The sequence below is a fragment of the Rhodanobacter sp. Root561 genome (assembly GCF_001427365.1).
Taxonomy (GTDB): domain Bacteria; phylum Pseudomonadota; class Gammaproteobacteria; order Xanthomonadales; family Rhodanobacteraceae; genus Rhodanobacter.
The window spans coordinates 528,114-554,955 of the sequence record NZ_LMGH01000001.1; the positions used below are offsets into that span (position 1 = coordinate 528,114).

20 protein-coding genes and 1 pseudogene are annotated in these 26,842 nt (G+C 63.1%); 17 read left to right on the forward strand and 4 right to left on the reverse strand.

Features of this window, described 5'->3' with window-relative positions; translation table 11 throughout:
• Positions 1–9: 9 nt before the first annotated feature.
• The gene (locus tag ASD55_RS02185; RefSeq protein ID WP_056763413.1) at positions 10–411 is read left to right on the forward strand and encodes a DUF4156 domain-containing protein; all 402 of its coding nucleotides are present in this window, start codon (positions 10–12) and stop codon (positions 409–411) included.
• A 46-nt stretch (positions 412–457) separates the two neighbouring features.
• On the opposite strand, the gene ASD55_RS18680 is transcribed toward ASD55_RS02185, so the two are convergent.
• Positions 458–3,964, reverse strand: a complete 3,507-nt coding sequence (locus tag ASD55_RS18680; RefSeq protein WP_056763415.1) for a patatin-like phospholipase family protein — start codon at positions 3,962–3,964, stop codon at positions 458–460.
• Between the two features lie 166 nt (positions 3,965–4,130).
• Between ASD55_RS18680 and pssA the strand changes: the two genes are divergently transcribed.
• Positions 4,131–5,531: a CDP-diacylglycerol--serine O-phosphatidyltransferase gene (pssA, locus tag ASD55_RS02195; protein WP_056763417.1), complete on the forward strand. Its 1,401-nt coding sequence runs from the start codon at positions 4,131–4,133 to the stop codon at positions 5,529–5,531.
• A gap of 8 nt (positions 5,532–5,539) precedes the next feature.
• Here pssA and ASD55_RS02200 read toward each other — a convergent pair whose 3' ends face one another.
• Positions 5,540–6,142, reverse strand: coding sequence for a GNAT family N-acetyltransferase (locus ASD55_RS02200; protein WP_056763419.1), 603 nt, complete (start codon positions 6,140–6,142; stop codon positions 5,540–5,542).
• Between the two features lie 19 nt (positions 6,143–6,161).
• Positions 6,162–6,368 (reverse strand): DUF465 domain-containing protein, encoded by a 207-nt coding sequence (locus ASD55_RS02205; protein ID WP_007804203.1) that lies wholly within the window; start codon positions 6,366–6,368, stop codon positions 6,162–6,164.
• Between the two features lie 148 nt (positions 6,369–6,516).
• Between ASD55_RS02205 and ASD55_RS18255 the strand changes: the two are divergent.
• The 7 genes and pseudogenes from ASD55_RS18255 to ASD55_RS02225 form a co-directional block, all read left to right on the forward strand.
• Positions 6,517–6,663, forward strand: a pseudogene (locus ASD55_RS18255) (tRNA 2-thiocytidine(32) synthetase TtcA); the annotation flags it as partial.
• Positions 6,664–6,917: 254 nt separating this feature from the next.
• Complete coding sequence (locus ASD55_RS18260; protein WP_157598749.1) at positions 6,918–8,210, forward strand: tyrosine-type recombinase/integrase; 1,293 nt, start codon at positions 6,918–6,920, stop codon at positions 8,208–8,210.
• Positions 8,188–9,924, forward strand: coding sequence for a site-specific integrase (locus ASD55_RS18265; protein WP_157598751.1), 1,737 nt, complete (start codon positions 8,188–8,190; stop codon positions 9,922–9,924). Before ASD55_RS18260 ends, ASD55_RS18265 begins: the two co-directional genes overlap by 23 nt.
• Positions 9,921–11,984 (forward strand): hypothetical protein, encoded by a 2,064-nt coding sequence (locus tag ASD55_RS18270; RefSeq protein ID WP_157598753.1) that lies wholly within the window; start codon positions 9,921–9,923, stop codon positions 11,982–11,984. The genes ASD55_RS18265 and ASD55_RS18270 overlap by 4 nt, the downstream gene beginning before the upstream one ends.
• Positions 11,965–12,420, forward strand: a complete 456-nt coding sequence (locus tag ASD55_RS02220; protein ID WP_056763425.1) for a hypothetical protein — start codon at positions 11,965–11,967, stop codon at positions 12,418–12,420. The genes ASD55_RS18270 and ASD55_RS02220 overlap by 20 nt, the downstream gene beginning before the upstream one ends.
• A 75-nt stretch (positions 12,421–12,495) precedes the next feature.
• The gene (locus ASD55_RS18925) at positions 12,496–12,618 is read left to right on the forward strand and encodes a hypothetical protein (protein ID WP_255357456.1); all 123 of its coding nucleotides are present in this window, start codon (positions 12,496–12,498) and stop codon (positions 12,616–12,618) included.
• Positions 12,619–13,190: 572 nt separating this feature from the next.
• Positions 13,191–14,978 carry a copper resistance system multicopper oxidase gene (locus tag ASD55_RS02225; protein ID WP_056763426.1) on the forward strand — a complete coding sequence of 596 codons (1,788 nt, stop codon included), beginning with the start codon at positions 13,191–13,193 and terminating at the stop codon, positions 14,976–14,978.
• Positions 14,979–15,129: 151 nt separating this feature from the next.
• Here the strand turns inward: ASD55_RS02225 and ASD55_RS18275 are convergent, their stop codons facing one another.
• Positions 15,130–15,279: a hypothetical protein gene (locus tag ASD55_RS18275; RefSeq protein WP_157598755.1), complete on the reverse strand. Its 150-nt coding sequence runs from the start codon at positions 15,277–15,279 to the stop codon at positions 15,130–15,132.
• On the opposite strand from ASD55_RS18275, the gene ASD55_RS02230 reads away from it, so the two are divergent.
• The 8 genes from ASD55_RS02230 (at position 15,278) to ASD55_RS02265 (ending at position 26,820) form a co-directional block, all read left to right on the forward strand.
• A complete protein-coding gene (locus tag ASD55_RS02230) occupies positions 15,278–16,258 on the forward strand; it encodes a copper resistance protein B (RefSeq protein WP_235577700.1) in 981 nt (326 codons plus the stop codon). The genes ASD55_RS18275 and ASD55_RS02230 overlap by 2 nt on opposite strands.
• A gap of 11 nt (positions 16,259–16,269) precedes the next feature.
• Positions 16,270–17,379: a c-type cytochrome gene (locus ASD55_RS02235; protein WP_056763428.1), complete on the forward strand. Its 1,110-nt coding sequence runs from the start codon at positions 16,270–16,272 to the stop codon at positions 17,377–17,379.
• 182 nt (positions 17,380–17,561) lie between these two features.
• Complete coding sequence (locus ASD55_RS02240) at positions 17,562–17,933, forward strand: DUF411 domain-containing protein (protein ID WP_027485191.1); 372 nt, start codon at positions 17,562–17,564, stop codon at positions 17,931–17,933.
• Positions 17,934–17,978: 45 nt separating this feature from the next.
• A complete protein-coding gene (locus ASD55_RS02245; RefSeq protein WP_081700006.1) occupies positions 17,979–20,327 on the forward strand; it encodes a heavy metal translocating P-type ATPase in 2,349 nt (782 codons plus the stop codon).
• A 245-nt stretch (positions 20,328–20,572) separates the two neighbouring features.
• Complete coding sequence (locus ASD55_RS02250) at positions 20,573–20,986, forward strand: hypothetical protein (protein ID WP_027485193.1); 414 nt, start codon at positions 20,573–20,575, stop codon at positions 20,984–20,986.
• Between the two features lie 82 nt (positions 20,987–21,068).
• The gene (locus ASD55_RS02255; protein WP_056763430.1) at positions 21,069–22,343 is read left to right on the forward strand and encodes a TolC family protein; all 1,275 of its coding nucleotides are present in this window, start codon (positions 21,069–21,071) and stop codon (positions 22,341–22,343) included.
• An 11-nt stretch (positions 22,344–22,354) separates the two neighbouring features.
• A complete protein-coding gene (locus tag ASD55_RS02260) occupies positions 22,355–23,647 on the forward strand; it encodes an efflux RND transporter periplasmic adaptor subunit (protein ID WP_056764430.1) in 1,293 nt (430 codons plus the stop codon).
• Positions 23,644–26,820, forward strand: coding sequence for an efflux RND transporter permease subunit (locus tag ASD55_RS02265; RefSeq protein WP_056763431.1), 3,177 nt, complete (start codon positions 23,644–23,646; stop codon positions 26,818–26,820). The genes ASD55_RS02260 and ASD55_RS02265 overlap by 4 nt, the downstream gene beginning before the upstream one ends.
• Positions 26,821–26,842: the final 22 nt, after the last annotated feature.

The following is a 26,842-nucleotide window of genomic DNA, read 5'->3' on the forward strand; positions in this document are numbered from 1 at the left end:
GAGCCCTCCATGCGCAAGACCCTGCTGTTGCTCGTCCCCGTGTTGCTGTTGAGCGCCTGCAACTGGGGCATCACCATGGACCCGGCGGCGAAGAACGTGCGCACCGCCTGGAGCGGCGACGTCTCTGCCTGTCGCGACCTGGGCAAGGTCACCGTCTCGGTGATGGATCACGTCGGCCCGGTCGACCGCAACGACATCAAGGTGCGCGACGAACTGGAAGTGCTGGCCCGCAACGAGGCCGCCAAGATGAATGCCGACACGATCAAGCCGCTGGCCGAACCCGACGCGGGATCGCAGCCGTGGGGCGCGTATCAGTGCGGCGCGCGCGCGCCGACCGCCACCCCGGCATCAGGCCATGCCGCGCCGACCTCGGCACCCGGCAACGCGCAGACCTTCCCGATCCAGCACTGAGTCGCGGGGTCGGCGCGCGCGCGCGATGAGCGGTCGCACCGGGCGCTCACGGCTTCGCCGTTCCGGGAATCCACAGTTCGATCACGTTCGGTTCGCCGCGGATGGATAGCGGGAACGGCACGGCCTGGGGCGCGCGGGGCGAGGCGAACGGGCGGGTGGCGCCCATCCATGCGCTGATCGCCGACGCGCATTGGGTGCCGGCATCGCTGTAGAGCACGGTGGGTACATGCCACTGGAACGGCAGGGTGCGGCCGTGGCTGGCGGCGCTGGCGGTGACGTTCTCGATACCGGGCGTGGCCACGCCCAGGTCGCGCAGCTGGGGCAACAGGGTTTCGGCGGAGGCGCGCTCGGCCTCGTCGTAGATCTGCGTGTAGACCACGAAGCGGCGCGAGATGCCCTGGGTGCAGGCGCGGCGTGCAGCGTCGGCCAGGGTGGCGGCGTTCGCCCGTGACGGGTGAGTGACCGTGGCGGTGGCGGGAGTCGGGCGTGCCGCCCGGACCGGTGGCGGTGCTGCCGTTTCGGGCGGCGGCGGTGGCGGCGGCGGGGGAACCTCCCTCGCGGGTTCCGGTGCCGATGCCAGCGGGGGGCTTTCGGACGGCATGTCGACGGTGATGGATGTCGTGTCGGTGGTGGATGTCGGGGCTGCGGCGTTCGAAGACGTGTTCGCGCCCGCCACGACGGGTGCATCGGGATCGAGCGCCACCACCGGTGGCCAGTCACGGTAGCCGACCATGGCGCGTTCCCAGCGGGTCAGCGAGGGTGCGCCGCCGAGGATGGTCAGGTCGTTGTTGCAGTTGAGTGCAAGCTGGCCCGGTGGCAGCTTGGCGCATTTCGCCTGCAGCGAATCGACGAGGCCGTCCACCATCAGGCGGATCGAATCCGGGTACGGCGGCGCCCCGGCCTGGGCGCGGAACAGCTGCACCGAGGCATCCATGCCGACATCGAAGGCGGCGTCGTCGCCGATCGCCTTGCCCAGGTCGCGGGCGGCCTCGGTGACCAGTTTCTGCTGCTCGATGCCCTGTTTCAGATGGGCGTCCCACGCCTGCCAGCCGGCCAGCGCCAGGCCGGCGATCGCGCTCAGCCCGAGCGAGGCGCCGACCGTGGCGGTGACCCGCTGGCGCAGCGACATCGCGCTCTTCTGCACGTCCGGGGCGAGCGGGCCGATGCTGGCGGCGACGCCTTCCAGGGCCAGCACGGGGATCGCGTCGAGGGTGGCGCGATCGAGCGGCCGGCCCAGCAGTTCGCCCAGCTGGCAATAGCTTTCCCACTGCGCCTCGTCGAAGAACTGGTCTTCCGTGCCCTGCTGCGGGAAGCGCATGTCGCGGTTGGCGTAGCCGACGATGTCGAGCGGCGAATCCGCCGGCTGGCGCGGCTTCACCACCAGCAGGGCGCCGGTGTTGCCGCTGTGGTAGCGGATGCGCGCCAACAGCAGGCTTTGCGTGCCCGGCCCCGGCATCACGCTGTCCGGCGTGCCGAGCCGGGCCAGCAGTGCGGGCTCGACGGTGCCCGGCGCGAGGCTGGCCGGGTCGATGAATTCGATGATGGCGGCGTAGTCGATGCGCGCCTTGCGGATCAGGTTCTCGACGTCGGCGAACAGGTAGTTCGGATCGGCGCCGCAATCGGCCAGCACGATCAGCTTCAGCTCGCGCTTGAGCAGGGCATAGACGCCGGTGTTGTCGAAATGCCCGCCGTCGGACAGGTACCACACCGGACCCTGCAGGCCGGGGAAGCGCGCCAGCATTTCCTGCAGAGCCGCCCGCGACTTGCCGAGCCACGACCATGACAGCGACGGCTTGCCGAGCCGGTTGCGCCACCAGTAGCCGAGCCGCAGGCCACTGAGGAAGGTCAGCACGGCCACCCCGGGGCGGGTCATCGAACCCATGCCGGAACCGGCGGCGGCACCGGAGATGGCGATCCATTCGGCCAGCGTGGTGCCTTGCAGCGGTTCGCTGGCACCCGCGGGCAGCGCCTGTGCGGGCCGGGTTCCGGTTTCCACGCCGAACGGACCGACGGTGAGGCAGATGCCCTTGCGATCGGCGTTGAATGCCTCGGTGCGATCGTCGACGGTCTGGTTGATGCAACAGTTGATCAGGTGGATCGGGCCACCGTGCAGGTGCGGCGTGTAGTCGGGCAGGGCCACATCGTCGTGGTCGAGCAGTTCGGTCACCTTGACCACCGCCTGCGCGGTGGCGGAGTCCTTCGACAGCAGCGGCGAGATGGGGAAGCGCGTCGGGCCCGCGGCGGCCACCGGCTGGTTGCCCACCGCGATGTAGGTGCGCGCGATGCGCGAGCGATAGAACGCGTGCAGCGACGAGCGGTTGATCGCCTGCAGGTTGCGTCCGGTCAGGCCCGCGTAGGCAAGACATGGCACCACCACCGCCAGCCAGCGCAGCCAGGCCGCTGCGGCGGACGTGGTGTCCATGAAGAACAGCAGGTATTGCAGCGCGCTGAGCCAGAACAACAGCAGCAGGCCGAGCAGCAGCAGGCCACACAGGTTGGCGATCAGGGCCAATGGCAAACGCGCCAGGCTGGGCTTGTCGTTGTGCGGCTGCAGCGCCGGCAGGGCGAACCGCGCCACCGCCACCAGCAGCGCGATCAGGCCCGCGCCGTTCAGCGCCGGGCCGTGCAGGGCGCCCGATTCCAGCAGCCAGGCAAGGAACCAGCCGAGCAGGTCGGCGACGCCGAGCAGCAGGAACAGCAGCAGGCATTTCAGCAGGAAGGTGAGGCTGATCGTATAGTGCACCCGATCCTGGGCTGGATGGTTGCCGCGCAGCCGGGTCCACAGCCATGCCAGCGGGATCGCCAGCAGGATCACGCCGGCCACCTGCAGCAGGCCCGGGCCGTGGCTGCTGTCCAGCGGCTGGGCCAGCCACAGCAGATAGCCGCCGAGCGCGGCGGTGACCACGACGATGGTCAGGTCCCCCGCCAGCGAGCCGTCTTCCGGATCGCGCGCCCACCAGTAGGCGAAGGCGCAGGCCGCCGACAACCAGCCCAGCGGAACCAGGCCCAGCCACCACAGGTTCAACGTCAGCCATGGCAGGTGTTGCGCGTAGACCGGATAGCAGAGCAGGTGCGGCAACACCACCGCCGATGCCAGCAGGGCCAGCAGCACGGCGATCTCGAACTGGGTGGCCACGAAGCCGCGCAGCTGCCCGGTGGCAGCCTGCAGCAGATCGCCCGCCCCGGCGGGCGTCAGGTAGCGACCGTTGCTGCGCAACCACCACAACAGCAGCGAACGGTCGTTGGCCAAACCCTGCTCGACCTGTTGCGGCGTGGTGGCGGCATTGAACAGACGTCCAAACGCGGCGCCGATGTAGCCGCCACCGGAGACCGTCGACAGGTAGTCGAAACGGTGCAGCACGCCGTTGCGTGCCAGCGCCCGCAACAGGCCCAGGCAGAAGGTGGCGCTGCGCACGCCGCCACCGGACAGGGCCAGGCCGGCGTGTGGCGCCTGCGGCTCCACCCCGGCGCGGTCGCGCCGCGTGTCGAACAACTGCCTTTCCGTCGGAGCCGGCTCGCCAGGCGAGGGCTGTGCTTCCCTGTTCTGATTCATGGCTTGTTCTCCCCCGGGCCTCGATGCCCCTGCCACGCCGCGGGTGAGGTTATGCGCCCGCACGTCGCCCGCGGCAAGTGCCGTCGGCGGCGTGGAAGCCGCGCCGCGGTGTAGGCGCACCCGCCGCGGTTTGCGATGATGGGCGTTGTCGTCCATCGTTGTGGCCATGAACAAGCTGATCTCCGCTCCCGGCCGCATCGCGCGGCGCATCCTGCCGTTTTCCCGCAGGCGCAAGCCGGGCGCCTCGACGCAGGCGATGCCGTTCTTCGCGGTGCCCGCCAGCGCGATCGCCACCCTGCCTGATCCGTCGGCATTCCGGCAGGCCTTGCTGCGGCTCATCGGCCAGGCCACCCGGCGCATCGTGATCGTGGCCCTGTACCTGCAGGACGACGATGCCGGCCGTGAAGTGCTCGATGCGCTGTACGCGGCGAAGGCGCGCGCGCCGGGCCTGCGGATAACCGTGTTCGTGGACTGGCATCGCGCCCAGCGCGGCCTGATCGGCAAGCAGAAAAGCGCGGGCAACGCAGGCATGTACCGCGAATACGCGGCGCGGCTGGGGCCGGGCGTGGAGATCTACGGCGTGCCGGTGCAGAACCGCGAACTGTTCGGCGTGCTGCACCTGAAAGGCTTCGTGATCGACGACGCGGTGCTGTACAGCGGCGCCAGCCTCAACGACGTCTATCTTGCGCGGTATGAGCGCTACCGGCTCGACCGCTATCACCTGCTGCAGCACGTGGGCCTGGCCGACGCGATGGCCGGTTTCGTGCAGAAGTATTTCATCGGCAGCGATGCGGTGCGCCGCCTGAACGTGGCGGACGTACCCTCGACGAAGTCGCTGCAGCCGGCGATCCGCGAATTCCGCCAGGCATTGCAGCGGGCGAGCTACGACGTGCCGCAGGCCAGCCTGGCCGACGGCACGGTGGCGGTGACGCCCCTGCCGGGCTTCGGCCGCAGCGACAACACGCTGAACGAGGTGCTGCTGGAGTTGCTGCGCGGCACGCGCCAGCGGCTGATCGTGCTGACGCCGTACTTCAACCTGCCGCGCCCGGTGCGCGCGGTGCTGGGTCAGTTGCTGCGTCGTGGCTGCACGATCGACATCATGGTCGGCGACAAGACCGCCAACGATTTCTACATCCCGCCGGGCGAGCCGTTCAAGACCATCGGGCTGTTGCCCTACCTGTACGAAAACAACCTGCGCCGCTTCGCCCGCGCGCACCGCCGCCAGATCGACAGCGGCCAGCTCAACCTGCACCTGTGGCGCGACCGCGACAACAGCTATCACCTGAAGGGCCTGCTGATCGACGACGACGTGGCCGTGCTGACCGGCAACAACCTCAATCCGCGGGCGTGGTCACTGGATCTGGAAAACGCACTGGTCCTGCGCGACCCGTCACGCCTGCTGCAGGCACAACACGAAGCGGAGTGGGCGGCCTTGCGCCGCCACGCCACGCGACTGGTCGACTACCAGGCGCTGGAGAGCCCGCGGCAGTATCCGCCCGAGGTGCGCAAGCTGCTGAAGCGGCTCGACCGCAGCCAGCTCGATCACCTGCTCAACCGGCTGATGTAGCAGCGCTGCTACGAATTCGCGGCCAGCCGGCTCAGCCGCATCTCCAGCCAGTTCGACACGTTCGGCCATTCCCCGGCGAGGATGCTGAAACACACTGTGTTGCGCAGGCTGCCGTCGACGCGACGCCGGTGGGCGCGCAGGACGCCCTCGCGCTGCGCACCGAGGCGCTCGATCGCGCGCTGCGAATCCTCGTTCAGTTCGTCGGTGTGGAAGGCCACCGCCACGCAGTCCAGGGCCTCGAACGCGTGCTCCAGCAGCAGCCGCTTGCAGGCGGTGTTGAGGTGGCTCTTCTGCCAGCGCTTGGCGTACCACGTATAGCCGATGGCGAGCCGTGGCAGCGCGGCGTCGATCTCGTAGTAGCGGGTGCTGCCGACGATCTCGCCGCTGCCGGACTCGCGGATCGCGAACGGCAGCATGTGGCCCTCGGCCTGGCCCTGCAGCGCCCTGGCCACGTAGTCACCGGTCTGCCCCGGCGCCGGGACGCTGGTGACCTGCAGGTTCCACAGCTCGCCGTCGGCGGCGGCCGCTTCCAGCGCCGGCACGTGGTCCAGGCTCAGCGGTTCCAGCACGACGTATTCGTCATGCAGACGGATCGGGGCGAACGGGGTCATCGGGGATTCCAGTGGGCGGTCAGGCGTCGAGGTCGGGGATCAGCTTGCTCTCGAGCCGGGCGATGTGGTCCTTCAGCAGCAGCTTGCGTTTCTTCAGCCGGGTCAGCTGCAACTCGTCGCGGCCGATCGCCGAGGCGAGCTGGTCGATCGCGGCGTCGAGGTCGCGATGCTCCATCCGCAGCTCGGCGAGCAAGTGGACGATTTCTGCGTGATCCTGGACCTGCATGATGGTGATGAGGCTGGGCGGCGATTTCCCAAGTGTAACGCCGATTTGCCGCGCCGATTTGCCGCGCGGTTTCCCGCCTTGCCCATGGATGCGGCCCGGCGGCGGCCGGGCCGCTACAATGGCAGGCTCCCGTTGCCGATCGCCCGACATGTCAGCCCCGTTGCCCATTTTCCGTCCACCCGCCGCCGACGGCGGCAAGCTGGCCCGGCGCCTGCGCCGCCAGGTGGGCCAGGCGGTGGGCGATTTCGGCATGATCGAGGACGGCGACAAGGTGATGGTGTGCCTGTCCGGCGGCATGGGTTAGATGCAGGGTATGGACACATAGCGATTAGATGTTAGGGTGTGGACATTACTCAGATTCGGCCAAGCGATAAGTTCAGGAAGAAGGGATGGCGATCCTTGCCGTGAATTGCAGTGGCACGGCCGTAATTCAGCCCATTTCACCGTGGGAGTAACGCCGAAATGGATGGCACCAGCGTCGGTCTGCCTACCTAAAGAGGCGAGTGTTGTTCATCAACGTCAGTGCATGATGGCTGGGGCGTAATATTCATGGCCACGCTTGAGTTCATACGGTTCACTCCGCATGCCGCAGAACTTGTGGCTGACAAGGTTCAATGGGTTCCGCTTAGTAACGGAATTATCGAGCGCATGCCGCAAATATGTTGGGGGAGCGGCGAACCTTGGCGGGAAGCAAATCTATGGTTGCTGGATCGTAGTCACCGCAAAGACATAGCCACGATCCGATCAGCCGCGACATCGCTTCACGCTTACGCTAAATGGCTTGAAACAACGAAACCGCGAACTCATTGGTGGGACTTCCCGGCGAAGGAGGCGAATCGTTGCTTGGTCAGGTACCGCGGAGCGCTCATTCATGAGCGCGACGCTGGTCGATTGGCACCATCGACGGTCTCCAACAGAATGCGCGTCGTTGTTCAGTTCTATCGCTGGCTTAGCCTCGAACGGTTGCTCTCACCCTCGTGGCCTATGTGGAAGGAGCGCAGCGTCGGCATCCGTCTGATTGATCCATGGGGTTTTGAGCGCACGATCAACGTGATGAGCACGGACCTAGCGATCCCAAACAGGAAGCGCAATTCTTCGGGGCTAGAAGATAGTTTGACGCCCGTCAGTGCCGCTGAGCGTGAATCCATACTCAATCTCTCCACTGAGCATTGCTCCTTAGAGTTGTCTCTGATGCTGCAGTTGGGTTTTGGCACAGGGATGCGATTGGGTTCCATCTGCGACCTCAAGGTGCGCACCATAACTAACGCGATTCCGGAGCCATTTGGTCATGACGCGGGATTGATAGCGATTGGACCGAATGCTGCACCACCGGTGCACACCAAATTTCGGACCCATGGGCACGTCTTGGTTCCAGGCTCGTTGTTAAACGATCTCAACAAATATCGCAACTCGCCAAGACGATTAGAAAGGCAAGCTCTCGCTGCTCCGGAAAACAAGCAACTCTTGTTTCTGACACGCTTTGGCAATCCCTACCTCAAGAGGGGTTCCGATAAAAGTACGGCAGTGAATGTTGAGATGCATAAGCTTCGAGCGGTCGCCCGACTACATGGTATGAACCTCGACTACTTTCGGTTCCACCAGAGCAGAGTCACGTTCGCCTGTGATGCCGTTCGTATCGCGAACGAAGTGGAGGGGATCGACCCGGTGGAAGTGGTAGGCGACATGCTGTTCCAAAAGAATCGAGCGACCACAGAGGCCTACATCAAATATGTGAAAAAACAGCCCGTCAAAGCGGCTGTTGCGAACGAGTTCACGAAAGTATTTCTCGGAATCCTAGAACGTCGCAAAGAGAGTAAGGATGCCTGGCCTGACCATCCCTGACCTAACGTTTCCTGGCCTTAGTATCAACAAAAAAGGAGGGGAATCGCCAATCGACTTCAGAATGTTCCTCTATCGCGGTGGTGCGGCAGTTCGAAAAAACAGACTGATCAACGCGATAAAAGATGGTTCTTTGGGCCAGCCGATCATTGCACGACTGCCATTGGTAGAAAAACTTCACCAGAATCTTTTGGCACATATCGCAAAGGGTGGTAGCAAAAGAACTCTGATATCGATAATTGAAAGGCTTCGTGTCTTTTATACCTATGTTGATACCGCCAAGCTTGGAGATCCCACCAAAAACAATGTGACGCACTTTTATGTTTCATGGACAGAGTGGAACGCGAAGCGAGTGGATCGCAAAGAAATTGCGTCTGCGAGTGGCTATAGATCGGGTGTTTTCGTGGGCAACGCAATAGCCAAGGCAATTGATGTTACGCCAAACACTCTATTCCGCGCGGCGCGATTGGAAAGAAATAGTGGACGTAAGGCACCCGTTGCGTCAGCGGCTGAAAAACAGAGCTTGGAAGAGAGCTTCGTATTTGGCCGCGCCTTGCTCGACATTGCCGGAGCTTTGTCCATTGAGGCGATTCGAGGTCCAATGCCGATTTCTATTAAGTTTAGAACGGGGCAAATAATCGAGGAGTGGTGTGGTCCGCAAAAGAAGCCGCTCGAGTTATTGTCGACTTACGGAATCCGTCGTCATGCAATTACGTTTCAAAAAGCCAAGGAACAACGTGAGCGCTGGATGGCGGACAGCACGAATCGCAACCGCTCCACAGGAATCAACCTTCGAATTGAAGCGGAGTTGTTGATATTCATTTCGCAAACCGCGATGAACCTGGCTCAAACCCGGAACATAAGGGTCGGCGACTTCCGGTATGAAAGCAACAGCGAGGGGTATGGCATCAGGCGATACAAGAACCGACGTATGGGTGAAGTCGAGTTTCACATTTATCGAGAATATCGTAATTATTTTGAGCGATACCTGGACTGGCGTAAGGCCATATTCCCCGATGACCCTGATGGTTTGCTTTTCCCGTTCCTTACCCGATGGGGCACCCAAGGAGGGCGGCCTGGTGCCATGACATTTGCAGGAACTACTTCGCGACTCAAAGCCCTTGGTGTGGCACTGATCGGGCCACAGAAGCTTCGTCAGACACGGATCAATTGGATACTAAGGCACCTTAACGATCCATCGACTACGGCAGAAGTTCATGGGCACAGTGTAGAAATACTACATAGTGAATACGAACGTCCAAGCTATCAGCGGGCGCTCATTGAGGCAACATTGTTTTGGCGCGCAACTGATCCGGCCCTGACGCCGCCTGGACCTGGGGCCTGTGTTGAAAAGGATCCAGTCCCATTGCCCGATAAGCCGTCGGAAGCTCCGTCTCCCGATTGCCAAGGAGCAGGCGGGTGTCTTTTTTGTGTTCACCAACGTGATCTCGATTCATTCGATCACGTTTGGTCGCTAGCAAGTCTGCGCTATCTCAAGAGCTTGGAACTGGCCCGGAACCACATGCCAGCGCCAAAAGGAAGCAAGAAGCATCCTGCTCTCGTGGTGATCGAGCGGATCACACAAAAGCTGGATTGGTTGGCCAAGAGCAACGCTGAGCGTGAAGTATGGGTGGAGGAGGCCGGAGCACGAATGCGAGAAGAAAGCTATCACCGTAAATGGGCGGGTTGGATCTTGATGGCGGAGATGGTCGTATGAGCTCACATTTACACCGTGATCTAACTCTCAAGCTCTGCCATCCAACGATCAGTTCGGACAGCCCCCACTACCGGATTCCTATTTGGCCACCGCCAGATGACTGGCCTGTGGTCATTGATGCCGAGGGGTGCGTCGTTTGCCGAGTGAGCGATCCGAAATATGACTTCCGGCCCTACGGTAATGGCCGGCTATCGGTGACTATCAATTTTATGCGTGGTTCGATTAAAGGCGTTCCGGTGAATATCGACCCGGTCAACGCGCGGCTGTTTCGGTTGGTCATCAATTGGGCCATGTGGGGAGATCGGCGGCGACTGACGGTGATTTCGATTGTCGCCTATGCTAATCGCATCAAGTCCATTTTTGTATTGTGTGCACGCGAAAAGATTGCGGCATCGGATATCAGCCGATTTCCACGAGTCGCAGATCAGTTATCAGAGTGTGTTCCGCCATCATGTGCCAATGCGATTCTCGGAATGCTACAAGAGTTGTGGTCGGTGAGAGAGCAGTTAGGGTTTTCGCTGCTGGATGAGCAAGCAATGAATCGCTTTGAGGCAGCGCTCCCTGATCACGAAACCAAACAGACGCCATACATCCCACCTCGAATCTGGATCTATCAGATAGGCCGACTGCGTTTGTTTCTCGAAGATTTTCTGGCGCATCGAGAGCAACTTGAAGCGCTATTCCATTTCACGTCCTCGGCCTACTTGGAAAATTTCGGTACGTTGGAGGCGCTATATAGCAATAGAGGAAATGGCAGCCGTTCGCCGTTCAACAAGAACTCGGCAAGGCTTTATGCTGAATGTACCTATCACGGAACCTTTATGGACGTAGCCGCAAAATTCAAAGTGGACGGACTGTTGGATCGTTGGTATCGCGTCAGTGACTCCTCTAAGAAGGAGAAATTCGATCAGGGAGTTCGGCGGCTTACACATTATTTCGGAATGGCGATCTTTGTTGGCCATAAATACCTTCTCAATTTGTCGGGTATGCGGAGATTGGAAGGTGGTTCGTTGCGCACAGATTGTTTTCAGGTCGAGAACGACGAATTATTTGGAGAGATTTGCACGCTGTCTGGTGAGACAACTAAAACCGTACAGGACAATGATGCTAGATGGGTGACATCAAAAACTGCACAGCTTGCCGTTGAGGTCATGACCATCATTGCGCGTCTTCGCCGAGAGTGCACCAAGGCCAATCCTTTTGTGACGTTGCCAGCTGATGAGGCAGCCCAACCATATCTCGTTAGCCCGTGCAGTGAACCTTGGGGATCGGGTAACAAGAATGCACTGAGAGGTGTGGCACAAAGTCTTGCTTACTGCAAATGGCAAAAGCAATATCCAACTCTCTTTGATCAGGCGGAGCTGATGCTGACTGACGAAGATATGCGGATTGCTAGACTGATTACGCCGTCGCTGAACCCCGAGCGCTACGCTGTCGGCAAAGTGTTTCACTTTCACGAGCATCAATTGCGCCGCACGACCGCTGTCAACATGTGCGCGTCTGACTTGGTCAGTGACGCTACGTTGCAAATTCAGCTCAAGCATTGGCGTCGAGCCATGGCTTTGTACTACGGCCAAGGTTTCTCCCGGTTGCGGCTCAACAGAAAGTACACCGCGGAGCACCTTCGCACCGCGTATGAGATGTTCAGGCTACAGGTTGCTCAATTGTCGGACTCGCGATACGTGTCGCCGTTTGGCGAAGACCACAAGGCGAATATTCTCAAGCAGCTAAATCCAACAAATTGCGATCCCGTTAGCTTGAAAAATTCGGATCGCCTCACAAGGTTGGCTAAGCGCGGTGAGGTTGGCGCTAGACAGACGTTGCTCGGGCTTTGCATGAAGTCCGGTTCCTGCGAGTTCGGTGGTGTCGAGAACATCATTCATTGCAGCGGGTGTGATCGGGCACTTGGCGATCGGCAGAAGCTGCCGCAAATTAAGCAAGTGCGAAGAATGATCGAAATACAACTTATCGATTCACCGGTTGATAGTCCTGAACACGGTTCACTGCAGTTGCAGCTCAAATCAGCGGAGGCGTTCATTCATGTCTTACAGCAGCCCTGAGTCCCGCGTCGAGATCGGTGCCGAGCAGGCGTTTCGTGAAGCATTCGAGCGCCTCAAGCGCGGCAAGCCCATGCGTTTGGTTAAAGGTGCGCCTGTCAGCCAAAACAATGTGGCCAAGGAGGCTGGGCGCGATCCAAGTGCCTTGAGAAAGTCGCGTTATCCGACACTAATCGATGATATCCAGCGATGGATTGAAGACTTTGCTTTGACTGCGCCGCCGTCGCCAAGGCAGACCATACTCAGAAAGCGTCAGCGGAATGTCGAACTGAAGAAACGTAACGATGAAATGGCGGTTCAGAGAGATCTCGCCTTATCGCTGCTGGTCGAGTCAGACGCCAGGGTTCTCTACTTGACTAAGGAGCTTGAGCATTTACAAGCACTCGCCCCAACCAGCGAAGTGTCCACACTTAGGCCGAAGGGCATCGGTACAAAGTAAGCGTCCGCCCCAAACATCTTCTCCCGGCCCAGTCTGACTGCTTCGATGCGTACCAGTTTTCACGGGAGCGCCGCAATGGGCATGGTCGACGTGATGACCGAGGCCATGGCTTTGAAGGTGTATTTCCCACCGTCCGCCATGGCGAACCTGAAAGCCGCTAACAAGATCCTGCTGCATATGAGTTTCAGCAAGCCGTGAAACCACTGAACCCGCCTCCAGAGTTGAGAGACTTGGGGCGCACGCGTAAGCTCGTCATATGACCTTCTCGCTACGTCTGCTCGCTCGTTCACATCGCCTTCGTGCGATGGGCGTGCTGGCGTGGTTGATGCTGGTCATCAACTCATTGGCCGCTGCCCCGATGGGCATGACGGGAGATCCTCATTCCCATCCCATGCGCGCAACGGTCGCGGCGGCCAGTGAACATTGTCATCACCCTGCGGCCGCCACGGGATCACAACCCTGTTGCGGCGACCAGGTCGGTTGCTGCGGTGGCATGACGGCTCATGCCTGCACGTGTGCCGCGATGTGCGGCACCACGTTGCCGCCCGCTTCGGCTGTCGTCTTGGTCCCGGCCGCGATCACTGCCAGCTATGCCATGCCGCTGCCCAGCAGCGCGCCCTCGTTGATTACCGCCCCTCCATTGCGACCACCCGCGGTCTGACTCTCCCTCGTTTTCGATGAGCTTTGCTCGTGATGGCCAGTCGGCCATCGCGGCAGTCGGCTGTGATCGGTACCGCCATGCGCGGTATCGCCTGCCTTGGAGAGATCCCATGAACTTGTTTCCCCCGCCCCCGGCAGATCTGTCGCGGCGTCGTTTCGTGCAAGGCGTGGCCATCGGCGGTGCCGTAGCCGGCCTGGGCCTGCTGCGTCCTTCGAATGCCTGGGCGCTGACCAGCCCCGGCCAGCCCACCGTGCTGAGCGGCACCGATTTCGCACTCGATATTGCCGAAACACCGGTCAACTACACCGGCGCCACGCGTCTGGCGACCACCGTCAATGGCGGCATCCCGGGTCCAATTCTGCGCTGGAAGGAAGGCACTACGGTGAACCTTCGAGTGACCAACCGGTTACGCGTGCCGACCTCGATCCATTGGCACGGCATCATCCTGCCGTTCCAGGAAGATGGGGTGCCGGGTATCAGCTTCGACGGCATCGCTCCCGGCGAAACCTTTCTCTACCAGTTCAAGGTGCGCCAGAGCGGTACCTATTGGTACCACTCGCACTCGGGCTTCCAGGAACAGACGGGTTTGTATGGCCCGTTGGTGATCGAACCGGCCAGCCCGGATCGCCATCCGACCGATCGCGATTACGTGGTGATGCTCAACGACTGGACCGATGAAAATCCCGAGCGCATCTACGCCAAGCTAAAGAAGCAGAGCGACTACTACAACTTCGCCCAGCCCACGGTGCCGGATTTCTTTCGCGATGTGCGCGAGAAGGGGCTGGGCCAGGCCTTGGCCATGCGCAAGATGTGGAACGAGATGCGCATGAACCCGACCGATTTCGGCGACGTCTCCGGCTACACCTACACCTACCTGATGAACGGTGCGGCGCCGGCGGGCAACTGGACCGGCATCTTCAAACCCGGCGAGAAGATCCGGTTGCGCTTCATCAACGGATCGGCGCAGACGATCTTCGACGTGCGCATTCCGGGCCTGAAGATGACGGTGATCTCGGCCGATGGCCAGGATGTCGAGCCGGTGTCGGTCGACGAATTTCGCATCTCGGTGGCCGAAACCTACGACGTGATGGTCGAGCCGCAGGACGAGCGCGCGTACACGCTGTTCGCCCAGTCGATCGATCGCAGCGGCTACGCTCGCGGCACGCTGGCGCCGCGCGCCGGCATGGAAGCAGACGTGCCCAAGCCCGATCCCATTCAGTGGCTGGCCATGCAGGACATGATGGGTGCGATGGCGATGGGTGATGCCGGTCACGGGAACATGCAAGGCATGTCGGGCATGAGCGGCATGCAGGGCATGCAGGGCATGGCCGGCATGGATCACGGTGCGATGCCGGGCATGGCACCTGCGCCAGCGCCTGTGGTGCGCCACGCCCGCACCGAATACGGCCCCGGCGTGGACATGCATGTGGACATGCCGCGTACCAACCTCGACGACCCGGGCATCGGCCTGCGCGACAACGGTCGACGCGTGCTGACTTACGCCGACCTGCACACCATCGGCGGACCGATCGACGCGCGCGAACCCAGCCGGGAGATCGAGCTGCACTTGACCGGCAATATGGATCGCTTCATCTGGTCGTTCGATGGCGTGAAGTTTTCCGACGCCAAGCCGGTGCATTTCAACAGCGGCGAACGGCTGCGCATCGTGCTGGTCAACGACACCATGATGAACCATCCGATCCACCTGCACGGCATGTGGAGCGAGCTGGAGAATCCCGAAGGCCAGTTCCAGGTACGCAAGCACACCATCAACGTGCAGCCGGCGCAGCGCATCACCTATGCGGTGTCGGCCGACAACCCCGGTCGGTGGGCCTACCACTGCCACCTGCTGTATCACATGGAAGCGGGCATGTTCCGCGAAGTGGTGGTGTCATGAAAATGAATCGCCGCAGCACCTCAGTCGTCCCGCTGCGTTCCGCGTTGCTGGCCGCAATATTGCTGGCGTTGCCACCGGTGGTCACGGCGCAGAGTGCACCCGCGTCCAGCAGCACATCGTCGATGGACATGAGCTCCATGCCAGGCATGGATCACGGCAGCATGTCCGGTATGGCCATGCCGGCTGCTGCGAGCAGCACGGCGAAGCCGGCAACGAAACCGCCTGCCAAGAAAGCCAGGAAGAAACCCGTCGCAGCCCCGCCGACGCCGGCTTCCCACAACATGGATGGCATGAAGGGCATGGATCACAGCAGCATGCCTGGCATGGATCACCGCGCGATGTCGGACATGCCCACGCCCGCCAAACCTGCCGCATCGGCAGCACCCGCCGGCGACATGTCGGGGATGGATCACTCGTCGATGCCCGGCATGAGCCCGGAAGCGATGCAGGGGATGGACCACAGCGGCATGGCCGGTATGGATCACGGCGCGATGCCGAAGAAGGATCAAGGCGACATGACCGGCATGGGTGCGATGCCGGGCATGACGATGGGCCCGATGCAGGGCGGGAGTCCGCCAGCGAATGCGCGCAGCTCCGACTACTCCGACGGCGTCGGCTACGGCTCCATGAAAGGCATGGACATGGCCGACAACGCACCGCTGGGCAGGCTGTTGATCGACCAGTTGGAAGCCTTCCACGGCCGCGATGCCAACGGCCAGAGTTGGGAAGCCGAAGGCTGGTACGGCAACGACGAGAACAAGCTGTGGGTACGCACTGAAGGCGAGCGCAGCCGCGGCAAGCTGGAAGACGGCGACCTCGAAGCGTTTTGGAACCACAACATCGCCACGTTCTGGAGCACTCAGCTCGGCGGTCGCCAGGACGTGGGCGAAGGCCCCAAGCGCACGTGGGCGGCCTTTGGCGTGCAGGGCCTGGCACCGTACTGGTTCGAGGTGGAAGCGACGGGTTACGTCGGGGCTTCCGGTCGTACAGCCGCGCGTCTGCGCGCCGAATACGAAATGCTCTTCACCCAGCGCCTGATCCTGCAGCCGGAAGCGGAGATCAACCTGTACGGCAAGAACGATCCGCAACGCCGGATCGGTAGCGGCGTGTCCGACATTCAGTTCGGCTTGCGTCTGCGCTACGAGATCCGTCGTCAGTTCGCGCCGTACATCGGCGTGAACTGGGTGCGTCGCATCGGCACCACCGCCGACTACGCGCGGCAGGATCATCAACCCGTTCTCGACCGGCAGATCGTGGCCGGCGTTCGCATCTGGTTTTAAGGGGAAACATCATGAAACAGCACATCAAGCATCACAGCATCACCGTCGCCGTTGTTCTTGGCGTCCTTGCCATCGGTGCAGGCGTGTTCGTGTACTCCGGCCTCTACAACATCGGGGCCGACGATCACCACACCAAGCCGGTCTTCGCGGTCATGCAGACCCTGCGCGAGCGCTCCATTCATGTCCGCTCGGAAGACCTCACGGTTCCGGATCTCAACGATCCCCAGCTGATCCTGAAAGGGGCCGGCCAGTACGCGGCTATGTGTACCCAGTGCCACCTCAAGCCGGGCATGAAGGACTCGGAGCTTCGCCCCGGACTGTACCCGCAGCCACCGAATCTGTCACAGACGCGGGTCGATCCGAAGGACGCGTTCTGGATCATCAAGCACGGCATCAAGATGAGCGCGATGCCGGCATGGGGTGGCAGTCACGACGATCCCACCATCTGGAGCATGGTCGCGTTCCTGCAGAAGCTGCCGGCCATGACGCCGGAGCAATACAAGGACATGGTGGCGAAGGCGCCGCCGGATGAAGACATGGACATGGGCGACGAAGGCGGCCATAGCCACGGTGGGGCTGCTGACGAGGACGCTCACGGTGCTGCCGACATGAAAGACATGGTCATGTCCGGCGAGGCCGGTCACAGCCATGGCGCCGCTCCAGAGGATAGCCATGATCATGCGTCGACCACCGCGCCTGCAGCCGAAACCCCGCTGTCGCTGGATGGAATGAAGCCAAAGGCGGCACCAGAGGCCGAAGCTGTGGCACAGGCGTTCCACACGGCCTTGCAGCATGGCGATCGAACGGCGGTGCTTGCCCTGCTGGCACCTGATGTCACCATCAGCGAAGGCGGGCATACCCAGACGCGTGACGACTACGCGAACGGCCATCTCGGCGAGGACATCGCGTTCCTGAAGAGCGCGAGGATCACACCCGTCTCGCTCGGTTCGATGCCGATGGGCGACACCGCGATGGTCGGCAGCGAGAGCGACATCCAAGCCATGGTCAAGGGCAAGCCGACCATGTTGCGCAGCCGCGAACTGCTCAATCTCAAGAAGGACGGCAAAGACTGGAAGATCGTCTCGATCCAGTGGCAATCCGCACCGGTATCGGGAGAATGACCGTGAAGCGAATGAGCATCTCAGCCATGAATGCAAGAAACGTTTTGTTCGCAGCCATCTCCGTTGTTTCCTTCAGCGCGCTTGGTGCCTGCACCTACCCCGTCGATGCGCAGTCCAGCCAGCCATCCTCCGCGACAATCCATGCCGCAACAGCAAGCTCACCGGCCGCATCGCTTCCAGTCATGCTGGTGCACAAAAGCGCTACGTGTGGATGTTGCGGCGCGTGGGTCGACCATATGCGTGCCGCGGGCTTCAACGTCGACGTGCGCGATGTCGACGACCTCGATTCGGTGAAGAGTCAGGTCGGCATTCCGTTCGGCAAAGGGTCATGCCATACCGCCGAAGTGGGCGGCTATTTTGTCGAAGGCCATGTGCCGGCGCCGGACATCAAGCGGCTCCTGGCTGAAAAGCCCGATGCCAAGGGCCTCGTCGTGCCGGGCATGCCGGCCGGTTCGCCGGGCATGGAGATGCCCGATGGCCGCGTCCAGCCTTACGTGGTTGAGCTGGTCGGCCGCGACGGCACGACGTCCGACTTCGCCCGCCACGGACACTGACACGTCGATCAACGTCAAGCCATTGCCATCGTCATGGGAGGATGCATGAACACCCATCATCACCACACGGGCGCCGACAACCACGGACGTCACACCCAACCCGGCGCAGTGACAACCGCGATCGATCCGGTTTGTGGCATGCAGGTCGATCCACACCAGACCGCCCATCACGCCGAACATGATGGAGTAACGCATCATTTTTGTTCGGCGCGCTGCCTGGAAAGTTTCACGAGGGATCCGGCCAAATATCTGACCCGGCGACCCGATGGTGCCCCCGTGCAGGCACCGACGGGAACGATGTATGTCTGTCCGATGCATCCGCAAGTGCGCCAGGACGGTCCCGGCATCTGCCCGATCTGCGGCATGGCACTGGAGCCGGAAATGCCAGGACTGAACGATGAGGACCATCCCGAACTGCGTGATTTCAGCCACCGCTTCTGGTGGACCTTGCCGGCAACGCTGGTGGTGCTCGTACTGGCGATGTTCGGCCACCACTTCCCCCGATTGCCGGTGGACGCCCGGACCTGGATCGAGCTGGTACTGACCACGCCGGTGGTGTTGTGGGCAGGCTGGCCCTTCTTCGTTCGATGCGTGCAGTCGGTCCGCAACCTCAGTCCCAACATGTGGACCCTGATCGGCATCGGCGTCGGCGCGGCGTTCGGCTACAGCATCGTCGCCACCCTTGTACCGGACCTGTTCCCGGAGTCATTCCACGAACACGGCCGCGTGGGCGTCTACTTCGAAGCCGCCGCGGTGATCGTCTCGCTGACCTTGCTCGGCCAGCTACTCGAACTGCGTGCCCGCTCGAAGACCTCGACTGCCCTGAAAGCCCTGCTAGGGCTGGCCCCCAAGACCGCACGCCGCCTGCGCGACGATGGCGGCGAGGAGGATGTCGAACTCAGCCGCGTTCACGTCGGTGATCGCCTGCGCGTACGCCCCGGCGAAAAGGTGCCGGTGGACGGCGAAGTCATCGAGGGACACTCCCATGTCGACGAGTCGATGCTGACCGGGGAGCCCGTCCCGGTCGAAAAGGCCATCGGCTCCAGCGTGATCGGCGCGACCCTCAACGGCACCGGCAGCCTGGTGATCCGGGCGGAGAAAGTCGGCTCGGCGACCGTGCTGTCGCAGATCGTGCAACTGGTCGCACAGGCGCAACGCTCGCGCGCACCGATGCAGCGCATGGCCGACAAGGTAGCTTTCTGGTTCGTGCTCGCGGTCCTCGCGATCGCCGTCGCGACCTTCTTCGTGTGGGGACTGTTCGGCCCGGACCCGTCGTGGACGTTCGCAGTGCTCAACGCGATCTCGGTCTTGATCATTGCCTGCCCTTGCGCGCTGGGATTGGCCACGCCGATGTCGATCATGGTGGCGACCGGCCGCGCCGCCGGGGAAGGCGTGTTGTTCCGTGATGCCGAGGCGATCGAGAACCTGCGCAAGATTGACACCCTGATCGTGGACAAGACGGGAACCTTGACCGAGGGACGTCCGGCGTTCCACACCGCGCTCGCGGCCGAAGGGTTCACCGAGCAGGAGGTGCTGCGCCTGGCGGCCAGCCTCGATCAGGGCAGCGAGCACCCACTGGCCGACGCGATCGTCGCGGAAGCCCGCCATCGTAACCTGACGCTAGAAACGCCGGAGAGCTTCGAGTCGTCCACCGGCATCGGGGTACGCGGCAAAGTGGGAGGCGCCATCCTGGCGATCGGCAATACCGCGCTGATGCACGAGGTCGGGGTCGATGCCTCCGTTCTTTCCATCCCGTCCGAAGAGCTGCGCCGGGCCGGTGCCAGCGTGATGTATCTGGCGGTCGATGGCGTCCTGGCCGGCCTGCTCGCGGTGGCCGATCCGATCAAGGCCACCACCGAAGATGCCATCGTGGCACTGCACGATGCGGGCCTGAACATCGTGATGGCCACCGGTGACGGCGTCACCACCGCCCATGCGGTCGCGCGTACCCTGGGCATCGACGAAGTACATGGCGAGGTCCGCCCGAAGGACAAAATCGAACTTGTACAACAGCTGCAAGCCGAGGGACACCGGGTCGCGATGGCTGGCGACGGGATCAACGACGCACCCGCGCTTGCCGGCGCCGATGTCGGCATCGCCATGGGCACCGGCACCGACGTGGCAATGTCGAGCGCGCAGGTGACGCTGGTGAAGGGCGACTTGCGCGGCATCGTGCGGGCACGGTCGATTTCCAACGACACCGTCGCCAACATGAAGCAGAACCTGGGCTTTGCGTTCCTCTACAACGCGCTAGGTGTACCGATTGCGGCCGGCGTGCTGTACCCCGTGACGGGCCTGTTGCTCAGCCCGATGATCGCCGCTTTGGCGATGAGCCTGAGCTCCGTGTCGGTGGTTGCCAACGCATTGCGACTGGGCCGAAAACGGCATGGCTGAGATGACCAACGCCGGCGAATGAAGCGAAGCGAATCCAGCGCGATGCCTTCGCCGGCACGCGGGAGTACGCCACCATGTGTTTCCTTCCTCACGCCCAGCACACCTTGGTATCGGGCTTGGCGACCACCCCGTTCTCCAGGAGGGCCGGGGTTGGCCGGCAAGAACAGCGAAGGAGACCGGGCCGACAATCTGTAGTTGATTCAGGTCAATGAAATTCTTGGTATTTTGGAGATATAGTGTTGCCTATGGCCCGTCCTTTCCGCATGCATCGCGCCACACGTCGCCGCCTTATCTGGCTGGTGACGCTGCTGCTGCTTTGGCAGCAGACGGCACTGGCTGCCTACGTTTGTCCGACGGTCCCCGAAGCGACACCGGCGGCTGCGCTGATGACTTCGATGTCGGGCATGGACGGCGGCTGTGCGCAGAATCAGGATGCCCCCGCCAGCCCGCTGTGCCAAAAGCATTGCACGCCCGATCACGCGACGCAGGTTGAAGCGCATACGACGGCGGTGCCATTAAGCGTGTTGCCGGCAATGCCATCGATGCTGATGGCGCCCGCCGTCGTTGCGCTGCCATCGAATCGCGCGCTCCAACGGGCCGGGCATCTGCGCGCGCCGCCACCTCCGCCCATGTTGTTGTTCTGCTCACTCCTGATCTGATCTGACACGTTGCGGCATTGACGTATGTGGCGTCGCGCCTGCATGGCGCGACGCAGATCGCAGACCAGCGGAGTATTCACCCATGTTGTCCCATCACTTTGCCCGGCGCCTGATGGTGCCGGGTCTGGCCGCGCTCCTGTGGGGAGCCTTGGCCACGGCGGCCGGTGCCATCGAGCCACCGCTGACGCTTGAGGCGGCCGTTCGGCAAGGCCTGGCGCGGGCGCCGCAACTTGAAGCGCGTACCGCCGATACGGCGGCAGCCCGCGAGGAAGGTGCGCGCGCCGGACAGTTGCCGGATCCCACCCTGACGCTCGGACTTTCCAATTTCCCCGTCACCAGCCCAGGGGCTTTCAGCCTGCGCTCGGACAGTATGACCATGCGCACCGTCGGCGTGATGCAGACGATTCCATCGCGAGCGGCGCGCGACGCCGAGCGCGGTTTGGCCGCTGCGCAGATTGACGCAGCCGAAGCCGATTACGTCGGCGCCGCGCAAACGGTGCGCGAACGCATTGCCGATGCGTGGATCGAGGTATGGGCCACACAACAGAAACGTGCGCTGCTGGGCGAGTTGCGCGGCGAAAGCGCATTAGCCGTGCTGATTGCGCAGGCGCGGCTGCGCGGTGGCGACGGCAGCGCCACCGACGCGCTGGCGGCGCGCACGGATGCGGCCACACTGGACAACCGACTGGAGGCCGTTGACGCCGATCTCGCCGCAGCACATACGGGGTTGCAGCGTTGGCTTGGTGAGGACGCGGCCACCGTGGCCGACACGCCTGATTTCCAGGTGCTGCCGGTAGCGCCTGCTCGACTTGAGCAAGCCATTGATCAGCAGGCACCCATGCAGGCGTGGCAAGCACGCGAACAGGTAGCTGAGGCCGCACTCGCCCAGGCACGGGCTGCCAAACACCCGGATTGGAACGTGTCGGTGGATTATGGCCGGCGCGCGCCGTATCTCTCGGACATGGTGACCTTGCAGGTGGGTGTGAGCCTGCCGCTGTTCACCCGCAACCGGCAGGATCGGGGAATCAGCGCCAAGCAGGCGCAATGGGATGCAGTGCAGGCCGATCACGAAGATGCGCGTCGCGCCCAGCGCGAAGCGGTGGCGCGTGCGGTGGTGAATTGGCAGGGTTGGGGACGACAAGTCCAGCGCTATCAGGACACGTTGCTGCCACTCGCACGGGATCGTGCACGCACGGCGCTGGCCAGCTACCGCGGTGGTGGTGCGCTGCAGCCATGGCTCGATGCTCGTCGCGATGAAATCGAACAGCGGCTGGCCTACGCCGAGGCACTGGCGACCCATGCGCGCCTGTGGGCCGCGCTGGCCTATCTGCTACCCAATTCGGAGACGACGCCATGAAGCGCGCACACTTGAAACCTGCCCTGATGATTTTCGCCGGCGTCTTGCTCGCGGCGGTACTGCTGGTGGTTGGCTATCTCGGCGGTCGCCGGCATGCACCGTCGGCATCGGCGTCGACTGGCAACGCGGCATCAGCAACGGATGCCGGTGAGCGAAAAGTCCTGTACTGGTACGACACGATGGTGCCGCAGCAGCATTTCGACAAGCCGGGCCTGTCGCCGATGGGCATGCAGATGGTGCCCAAGTATGCCGATGATGGTGGACCCAAGGATGTCATCCAAATCGATCCCACCACCGTGCAAAACCTCGGCGTGCGCACGGCACTAGTCGAGCGGCGGGTGCTGGCTTCGGCCATCAGGGTGCCCGGTACGATTACCTGGGACTTGCGCCAGGCCAGCACGATCAGCGCGCGGGTTGATGCGGTAATCAGCAAGCTTGATGTGCGCGCGCCGTATACCGTGGTCGCTGCCGGCGCACCGCTGGCGCAGTTGCTGGCGCCGCAATGGAACAGTGCGTTGGCGGAATATCGCGCGCTGGAGCAGGCGCGGTCCGCCGACGCGCGCGAGCTGCGCTCCGCAGCGCGGCAACGGCTGCAGGTGTTGGGGCTGACAGCGGCGGATATTCAGTCGTCGCGTCATGGCGCGGATGCGGCGATCACACTGCACGCCCCGCAAGCGGGCGTCGTCACGACACTGGACGTGCGTGAAGGCCAGCGCGTCACCGCCGGTCAGACCTTGATGACAGTGAATGGCCTGTCCACCGTGTGGACCGAGGCGGCACTGCCGCAGGCAGCGGCGGGCACGGTGCGCAACGGCACGCCGGTGGTGGTCACGGTCGATGCCCTGCCGGGTCGGTCGTTCCCCGGCACCGTGGAAACCTTGCTGCCGGAGGTGGATGCGGTGACGCGCACCCAGCGCGCCCGCATCGTGCTCGACAATCCCGACGGTGCCTTGAGTCCAGGCATGTTCGCCACCGTGCGGCTCAGCCCCGCGCAGGGTGAAGCGGTGCCCGTGGTGCCGGACGACGCGCTGATCGCCACCGGCAGCCAGACGCGGGTAATCATCGCCGAGGGAGATGGCCACTTCCGTGCTGTATCGGTGCGCATCGGGCGTGCAGCCGGCGGCTATACGGAAATTCTCGACGGCCTCACGGGCGGTGAAAAGGTCGTGGTCTCCGGCCAGTTCCTGATCGACTCGGAGGCGAGCCTGTCCGGTGCGCTGGAGCGCCTGAATGACAGCTCCACCAAACCGGTGCCGGCCACGAGTACCCCCATGCCGGGCATGCCGATGGGAGACAGACCATGATCGCCGCCCTGATTCGCGCGGCGATCGCCCATCGCGTGTTCGTGCTGCTGGCTGCACTGGCCTTGGCCCTGATCGGCATGTTCTCGGTGACGCGCACGCCGGTCGACGCGCTGCCCGATCTGTCCGACACCCAGGTAATCATCCGCACCAGCTACCCGGGCCAATCGCCGCAGGTGGTCGAGGATCAGGTCACCTATCCGCTGGCCACCACGATGCTCTCGGTGCCCGGCGCGACCACGGTGCGCGCCTTTTCGTTCTTCGGCGACTCCTACGTCGATGTGCTGTTCGACGACAGCACCGACCTGTACTGGGCACGCTCGCGGGTGCTGGAGTATCTGAGCCAGGCGCGCGATCGCCTGCCGGCCGGCGTCACGCCCTCTCTCGGCCCTGATGCCACGGGACTCGGCTGGATCTACGAGTACGCGCTGATCGATCCCACCGGCAAACACGATCTCGGCCAGCTGCGCGCGCTGCAGGACTGGTTCCTGCGCTATCAGCTCAAGACCGTGCCGAACGTCGCCGAGGTCGCCACCTTGGGCGGTATGGAGCGGGCGTGGCAGATCGTGCCCGATCCGCAGGCGCTGGCGGCGCGCGGCATCACCGTGGCGCAACTGGTCGATGCGGTGCGCGCCGCCAATGGTGCTAACGGTGGCTCGGTGATCGAACAGGGTGAAGCGGAGCTGATGGTACGCAGCGAAGGCTACCTGAAGAGCCGCGCGGACTTCGAAAACGTGCCGATCACCGTCAACGCCAGTGGTGTGCCGGTGCTGCTGCGCGATGTGGCGACGGTGCGGCGGGGCCCGACGTTTCGCCGTGGCATTGCCGAGCTGGACGGGCAAGGTGAAGTGGTCGGCGGCATTATCGTGATGCGCACGGGCAAGAACGCGAAGGCCACCATTGCCGCCGTGAAAGCACGGCTAGCGGAACTGCAGCGCAGCCTGCCGGCCGGCGTCGAGATCGTGCCTACCTACGACCGCTCGCAGCTGATCGACGCCGCGGTGGAGAACCTGTGGAGCAAGTTGTTCGAAGAATTCCTGGTGGTGACGCTGGTCTGCGTGTTGTTTCTGGGGCACCTGCGCTCGGCGCTGGTGGCCGTGATCACGCTGCCGCTGGGCGTGTTGGTCGCCTTCATTGCACTGCATCTGCAAGGCGTCACGGCGAACCTGATGTCGCTCAGCGGTATCGCCATTGCGATCGGCGCGATGGTGGATGCGGCGATCGTGATGATCGAGAACGCGCACAAACATCTGGAACATTGGCGTGACGCGAACGACGGACGTGAACCGCAAGGTGCGCAGCGGTGGTCGCTGATTGCCGAGGCCGCCGCCGAGGTGGGGCCCGCGTTGTTCGTCAGCCTGTTGATCATCGCGCTGTCGTTCGTGCCGGTCTTCGCGCTGCAGGGGCAAGAAGGCAAGCTGTTCAAGCCGCTGGCCTTCACCAAGACCTACGCGATGGCGGCAGCGGCTGGGCTGGCGGTGACGCTGGTGCCGGTGCTGATGGGTTATTTGATCCGCGGGCGCATCCGTGCCGAGCGCGACAATCCGCTCAACCGGGGTTTGATCCATGGCTATCGGCCTCTCCTCGAAGCCGTGCTGCGCTATCCGAAAGCAACCCTGGTGCTGGCCGGTGTGCTGCTGCTCACCGCGGTCATTCCGATGACCAAGCTCGGCAGCGAGTTCATGCCCGCGATGGACGAAGGCACATTGCTGTACATGCCCACTGCACTGCCGGGGCTGTCCGCCGGCAAGGCCTCGCAGTTGCTGCAGTTGACCGATCGCATGATCAAGACCGTGCCCGAGGTTGATCATGTGTTTGGCAAGGCCGGGCGCGCCGAAACGGCCACCGATCCGGCGCCGCTGGAAATGTTCGAGACCGCGATCACCTTCAAGCCGAAGGACCAGTGGCGGCCCGGCATGACGATGGACAAGATCAAGGCGGAACTGGACAAGGCGGTGCACGTGCCGGGGCTGACCAACCTGTTCGTGCCGCCGATCCGCAACCGCATCGACATGCTCTCCACCGGCATCAAGAGCCCGATCGGCATCAAGGTGCTGGGTACCGACCTGGCCACGCTGCAGACCGTAGCCGACCGGATCGAGACGGTGGCGAAGACCGTGCCCGGCGTCAGCTCGGCGATCGCCGAGCGCCCGGCCAGCGGTCGCTACGTCGACGTGCACATCCGCCGTGATGCCGCCGCGCGCTACGGGCTGTCCCAACAGCAGCTGCAGCAGTTGATCGCGACGGTAGTTGGCGGTGATCCGGTCGGCCAGACGATCGAGGGACGCGAGCGCTATCCGATCGTGGTGCGTTACCCGCGTGCCGAGCGCGACTCGGTCGGGGCGTTGCGACAGCTGCCGATCGTCGCTGCCGATGGCGCCCAGCTCACTCTGAGTCAGGTGGCGGACATCGCCGTGGTGGCGGGGCCGTCGATGCTGAAAAGCGAGGGTGGCCAGTTGGCGACCTATGTCTACGTCGACACAGCCAGCAGCAATCTCGGCGGCGTGGTTGCGGATCTGCAACGCGCAGTGGCCCAGCAAGTCACCTTGCCGCCGGGCACGACCTTGGCTTGGTCCGGTCAGTTCGAGTACCTGGCCAGTGCCATGGAAAGACTCAAGCTGGTGGTGCCGATTGCGCTGGTGATCATTTTTCTGTTGATCTATGCCGTTTTCCGCCGGGTGAGCGAAGCCGCGCTGATCATGGCCAGCGTGCCGCTGGCGCTGGTGGGCGGCCTGTGGTTGATCTGGTTGCTCGGTCACGCGGTGTCGGTGGCCACGATCATCGGCTTCATTGCGCTGGCCGGCGTCGCTGCCGAGTTTGGCGTGGTGATGCTGTTGTATCTGCACCATGCCTGGGAGCACCAGCTTGCGCTCGATCCCCACGCCGGCCCGGAAGCGCTGGACGCAGCGATCCGCGAAGGTGCCGTGCAGCGCGTGCGCCCGAAGGCGATGACCGTCGCGGTCATTCTCGCCGGTCTGTTTCCGATCCTGCTCGGCCACGGTGCCGGTTCGGAAGTGATGCAGCGCATCGCCGCACCGATGATCGGCGGCATGGTCACCGCGCCCTTGCTGTCCATGCTCGTCATACCCGCGGCGTACCGCCTGCTGGTTCGCCACCGGCTGCGTAAAACCGGCAAGACAAACACCACACTTCACCCCAACCCGCAAGGAAACTGACCCATGAGGAGCCATGCATCAC

Excerpts from the sequence above, each read along its gene's own strand:
- ASD55_RS02185 (WP_056763413.1), top strand. The coding sequence starts at position 10 with ATGCGCAAGACCCTGCTGTTGCTCGTCCCCGTGTTGCTGTTGAGCGCC.
- ASD55_RS18680 (WP_056763415.1), bottom strand. The coding sequence starts at position 3,964 with ATGAATCAGAACAGGGAAGCACAGCCCTCGCCTGGCGAGCCGGCTCCG.
- pssA (WP_056763417.1), top strand. The coding sequence starts at position 4,131 with ATGAACAAGCTGATCTCCGCTCCCGGCCGCATCGCGCGGCGCATCCTG.
- ASD55_RS02200 (WP_056763419.1), bottom strand. The coding sequence starts at position 6,142 with ATGACCCCGTTCGCCCCGATCCGTCTGCATGACGAATACGTCGTGCTG.
- ASD55_RS02205 (WP_007804203.1), bottom strand. The coding sequence starts at position 6,368 with ATGCAGGTCCAGGATCACGCAGAAATCGTCCACTTGCTCGCCGAGCTG.
- ASD55_RS18260 (WP_157598749.1), top strand. The coding sequence starts at position 6,918 with ATGGCCACGCTTGAGTTCATACGGTTCACTCCGCATGCCGCAGAACTT.
- ASD55_RS18265 (WP_157598751.1), top strand. The coding sequence starts at position 8,188 with ATGCCTGGCCTGACCATCCCTGACCTAACGTTTCCTGGCCTTAGTATC.
- ASD55_RS18270 (WP_157598753.1), top strand. The coding sequence starts at position 9,921 with ATGAGCTCACATTTACACCGTGATCTAACTCTCAAGCTCTGCCATCCA.
- ASD55_RS02220 (WP_056763425.1), top strand. The coding sequence starts at position 11,965 with ATGTCTTACAGCAGCCCTGAGTCCCGCGTCGAGATCGGTGCCGAGCAG.
- ASD55_RS18925 (WP_255357456.1), top strand. The coding sequence starts at position 12,496 with ATGGGCATGGTCGACGTGATGACCGAGGCCATGGCTTTGAAGGTGTAT.
- ASD55_RS02225 (WP_056763426.1), top strand. The coding sequence starts at position 13,191 with ATGAACTTGTTTCCCCCGCCCCCGGCAGATCTGTCGCGGCGTCGTTTC.
- ASD55_RS02230 (WP_235577700.1), top strand. The coding sequence starts at position 15,278 with ATGGATCACAGCAGCATGCCTGGCATGGATCACCGCGCGATGTCGGAC.
- ASD55_RS18275 (WP_157598755.1), bottom strand. The coding sequence starts at position 15,279 with ATGCCCTTCATGCCATCCATGTTGTGGGAAGCCGGCGTCGGCGGGGCT.
- ASD55_RS02235 (WP_056763428.1), top strand. The coding sequence starts at position 16,270 with ATGAAACAGCACATCAAGCATCACAGCATCACCGTCGCCGTTGTTCTT.
- ASD55_RS02240 (WP_027485191.1), top strand. The coding sequence starts at position 17,562 with ATGCTGGTGCACAAAAGCGCTACGTGTGGATGTTGCGGCGCGTGGGTC.
- ASD55_RS02245 (WP_081700006.1), top strand. The coding sequence starts at position 17,979 with ATGAACACCCATCATCACCACACGGGCGCCGACAACCACGGACGTCAC.
- ASD55_RS02250 (WP_027485193.1), top strand. The coding sequence starts at position 20,573 with ATGGCCCGTCCTTTCCGCATGCATCGCGCCACACGTCGCCGCCTTATC.
- ASD55_RS02255 (WP_056763430.1), top strand. The coding sequence starts at position 21,069 with ATGTTGTCCCATCACTTTGCCCGGCGCCTGATGGTGCCGGGTCTGGCC.
- ASD55_RS02265 (WP_056763431.1), top strand. The coding sequence starts at position 23,644 with ATGATCGCCGCCCTGATTCGCGCGGCGATCGCCCATCGCGTGTTCGTG.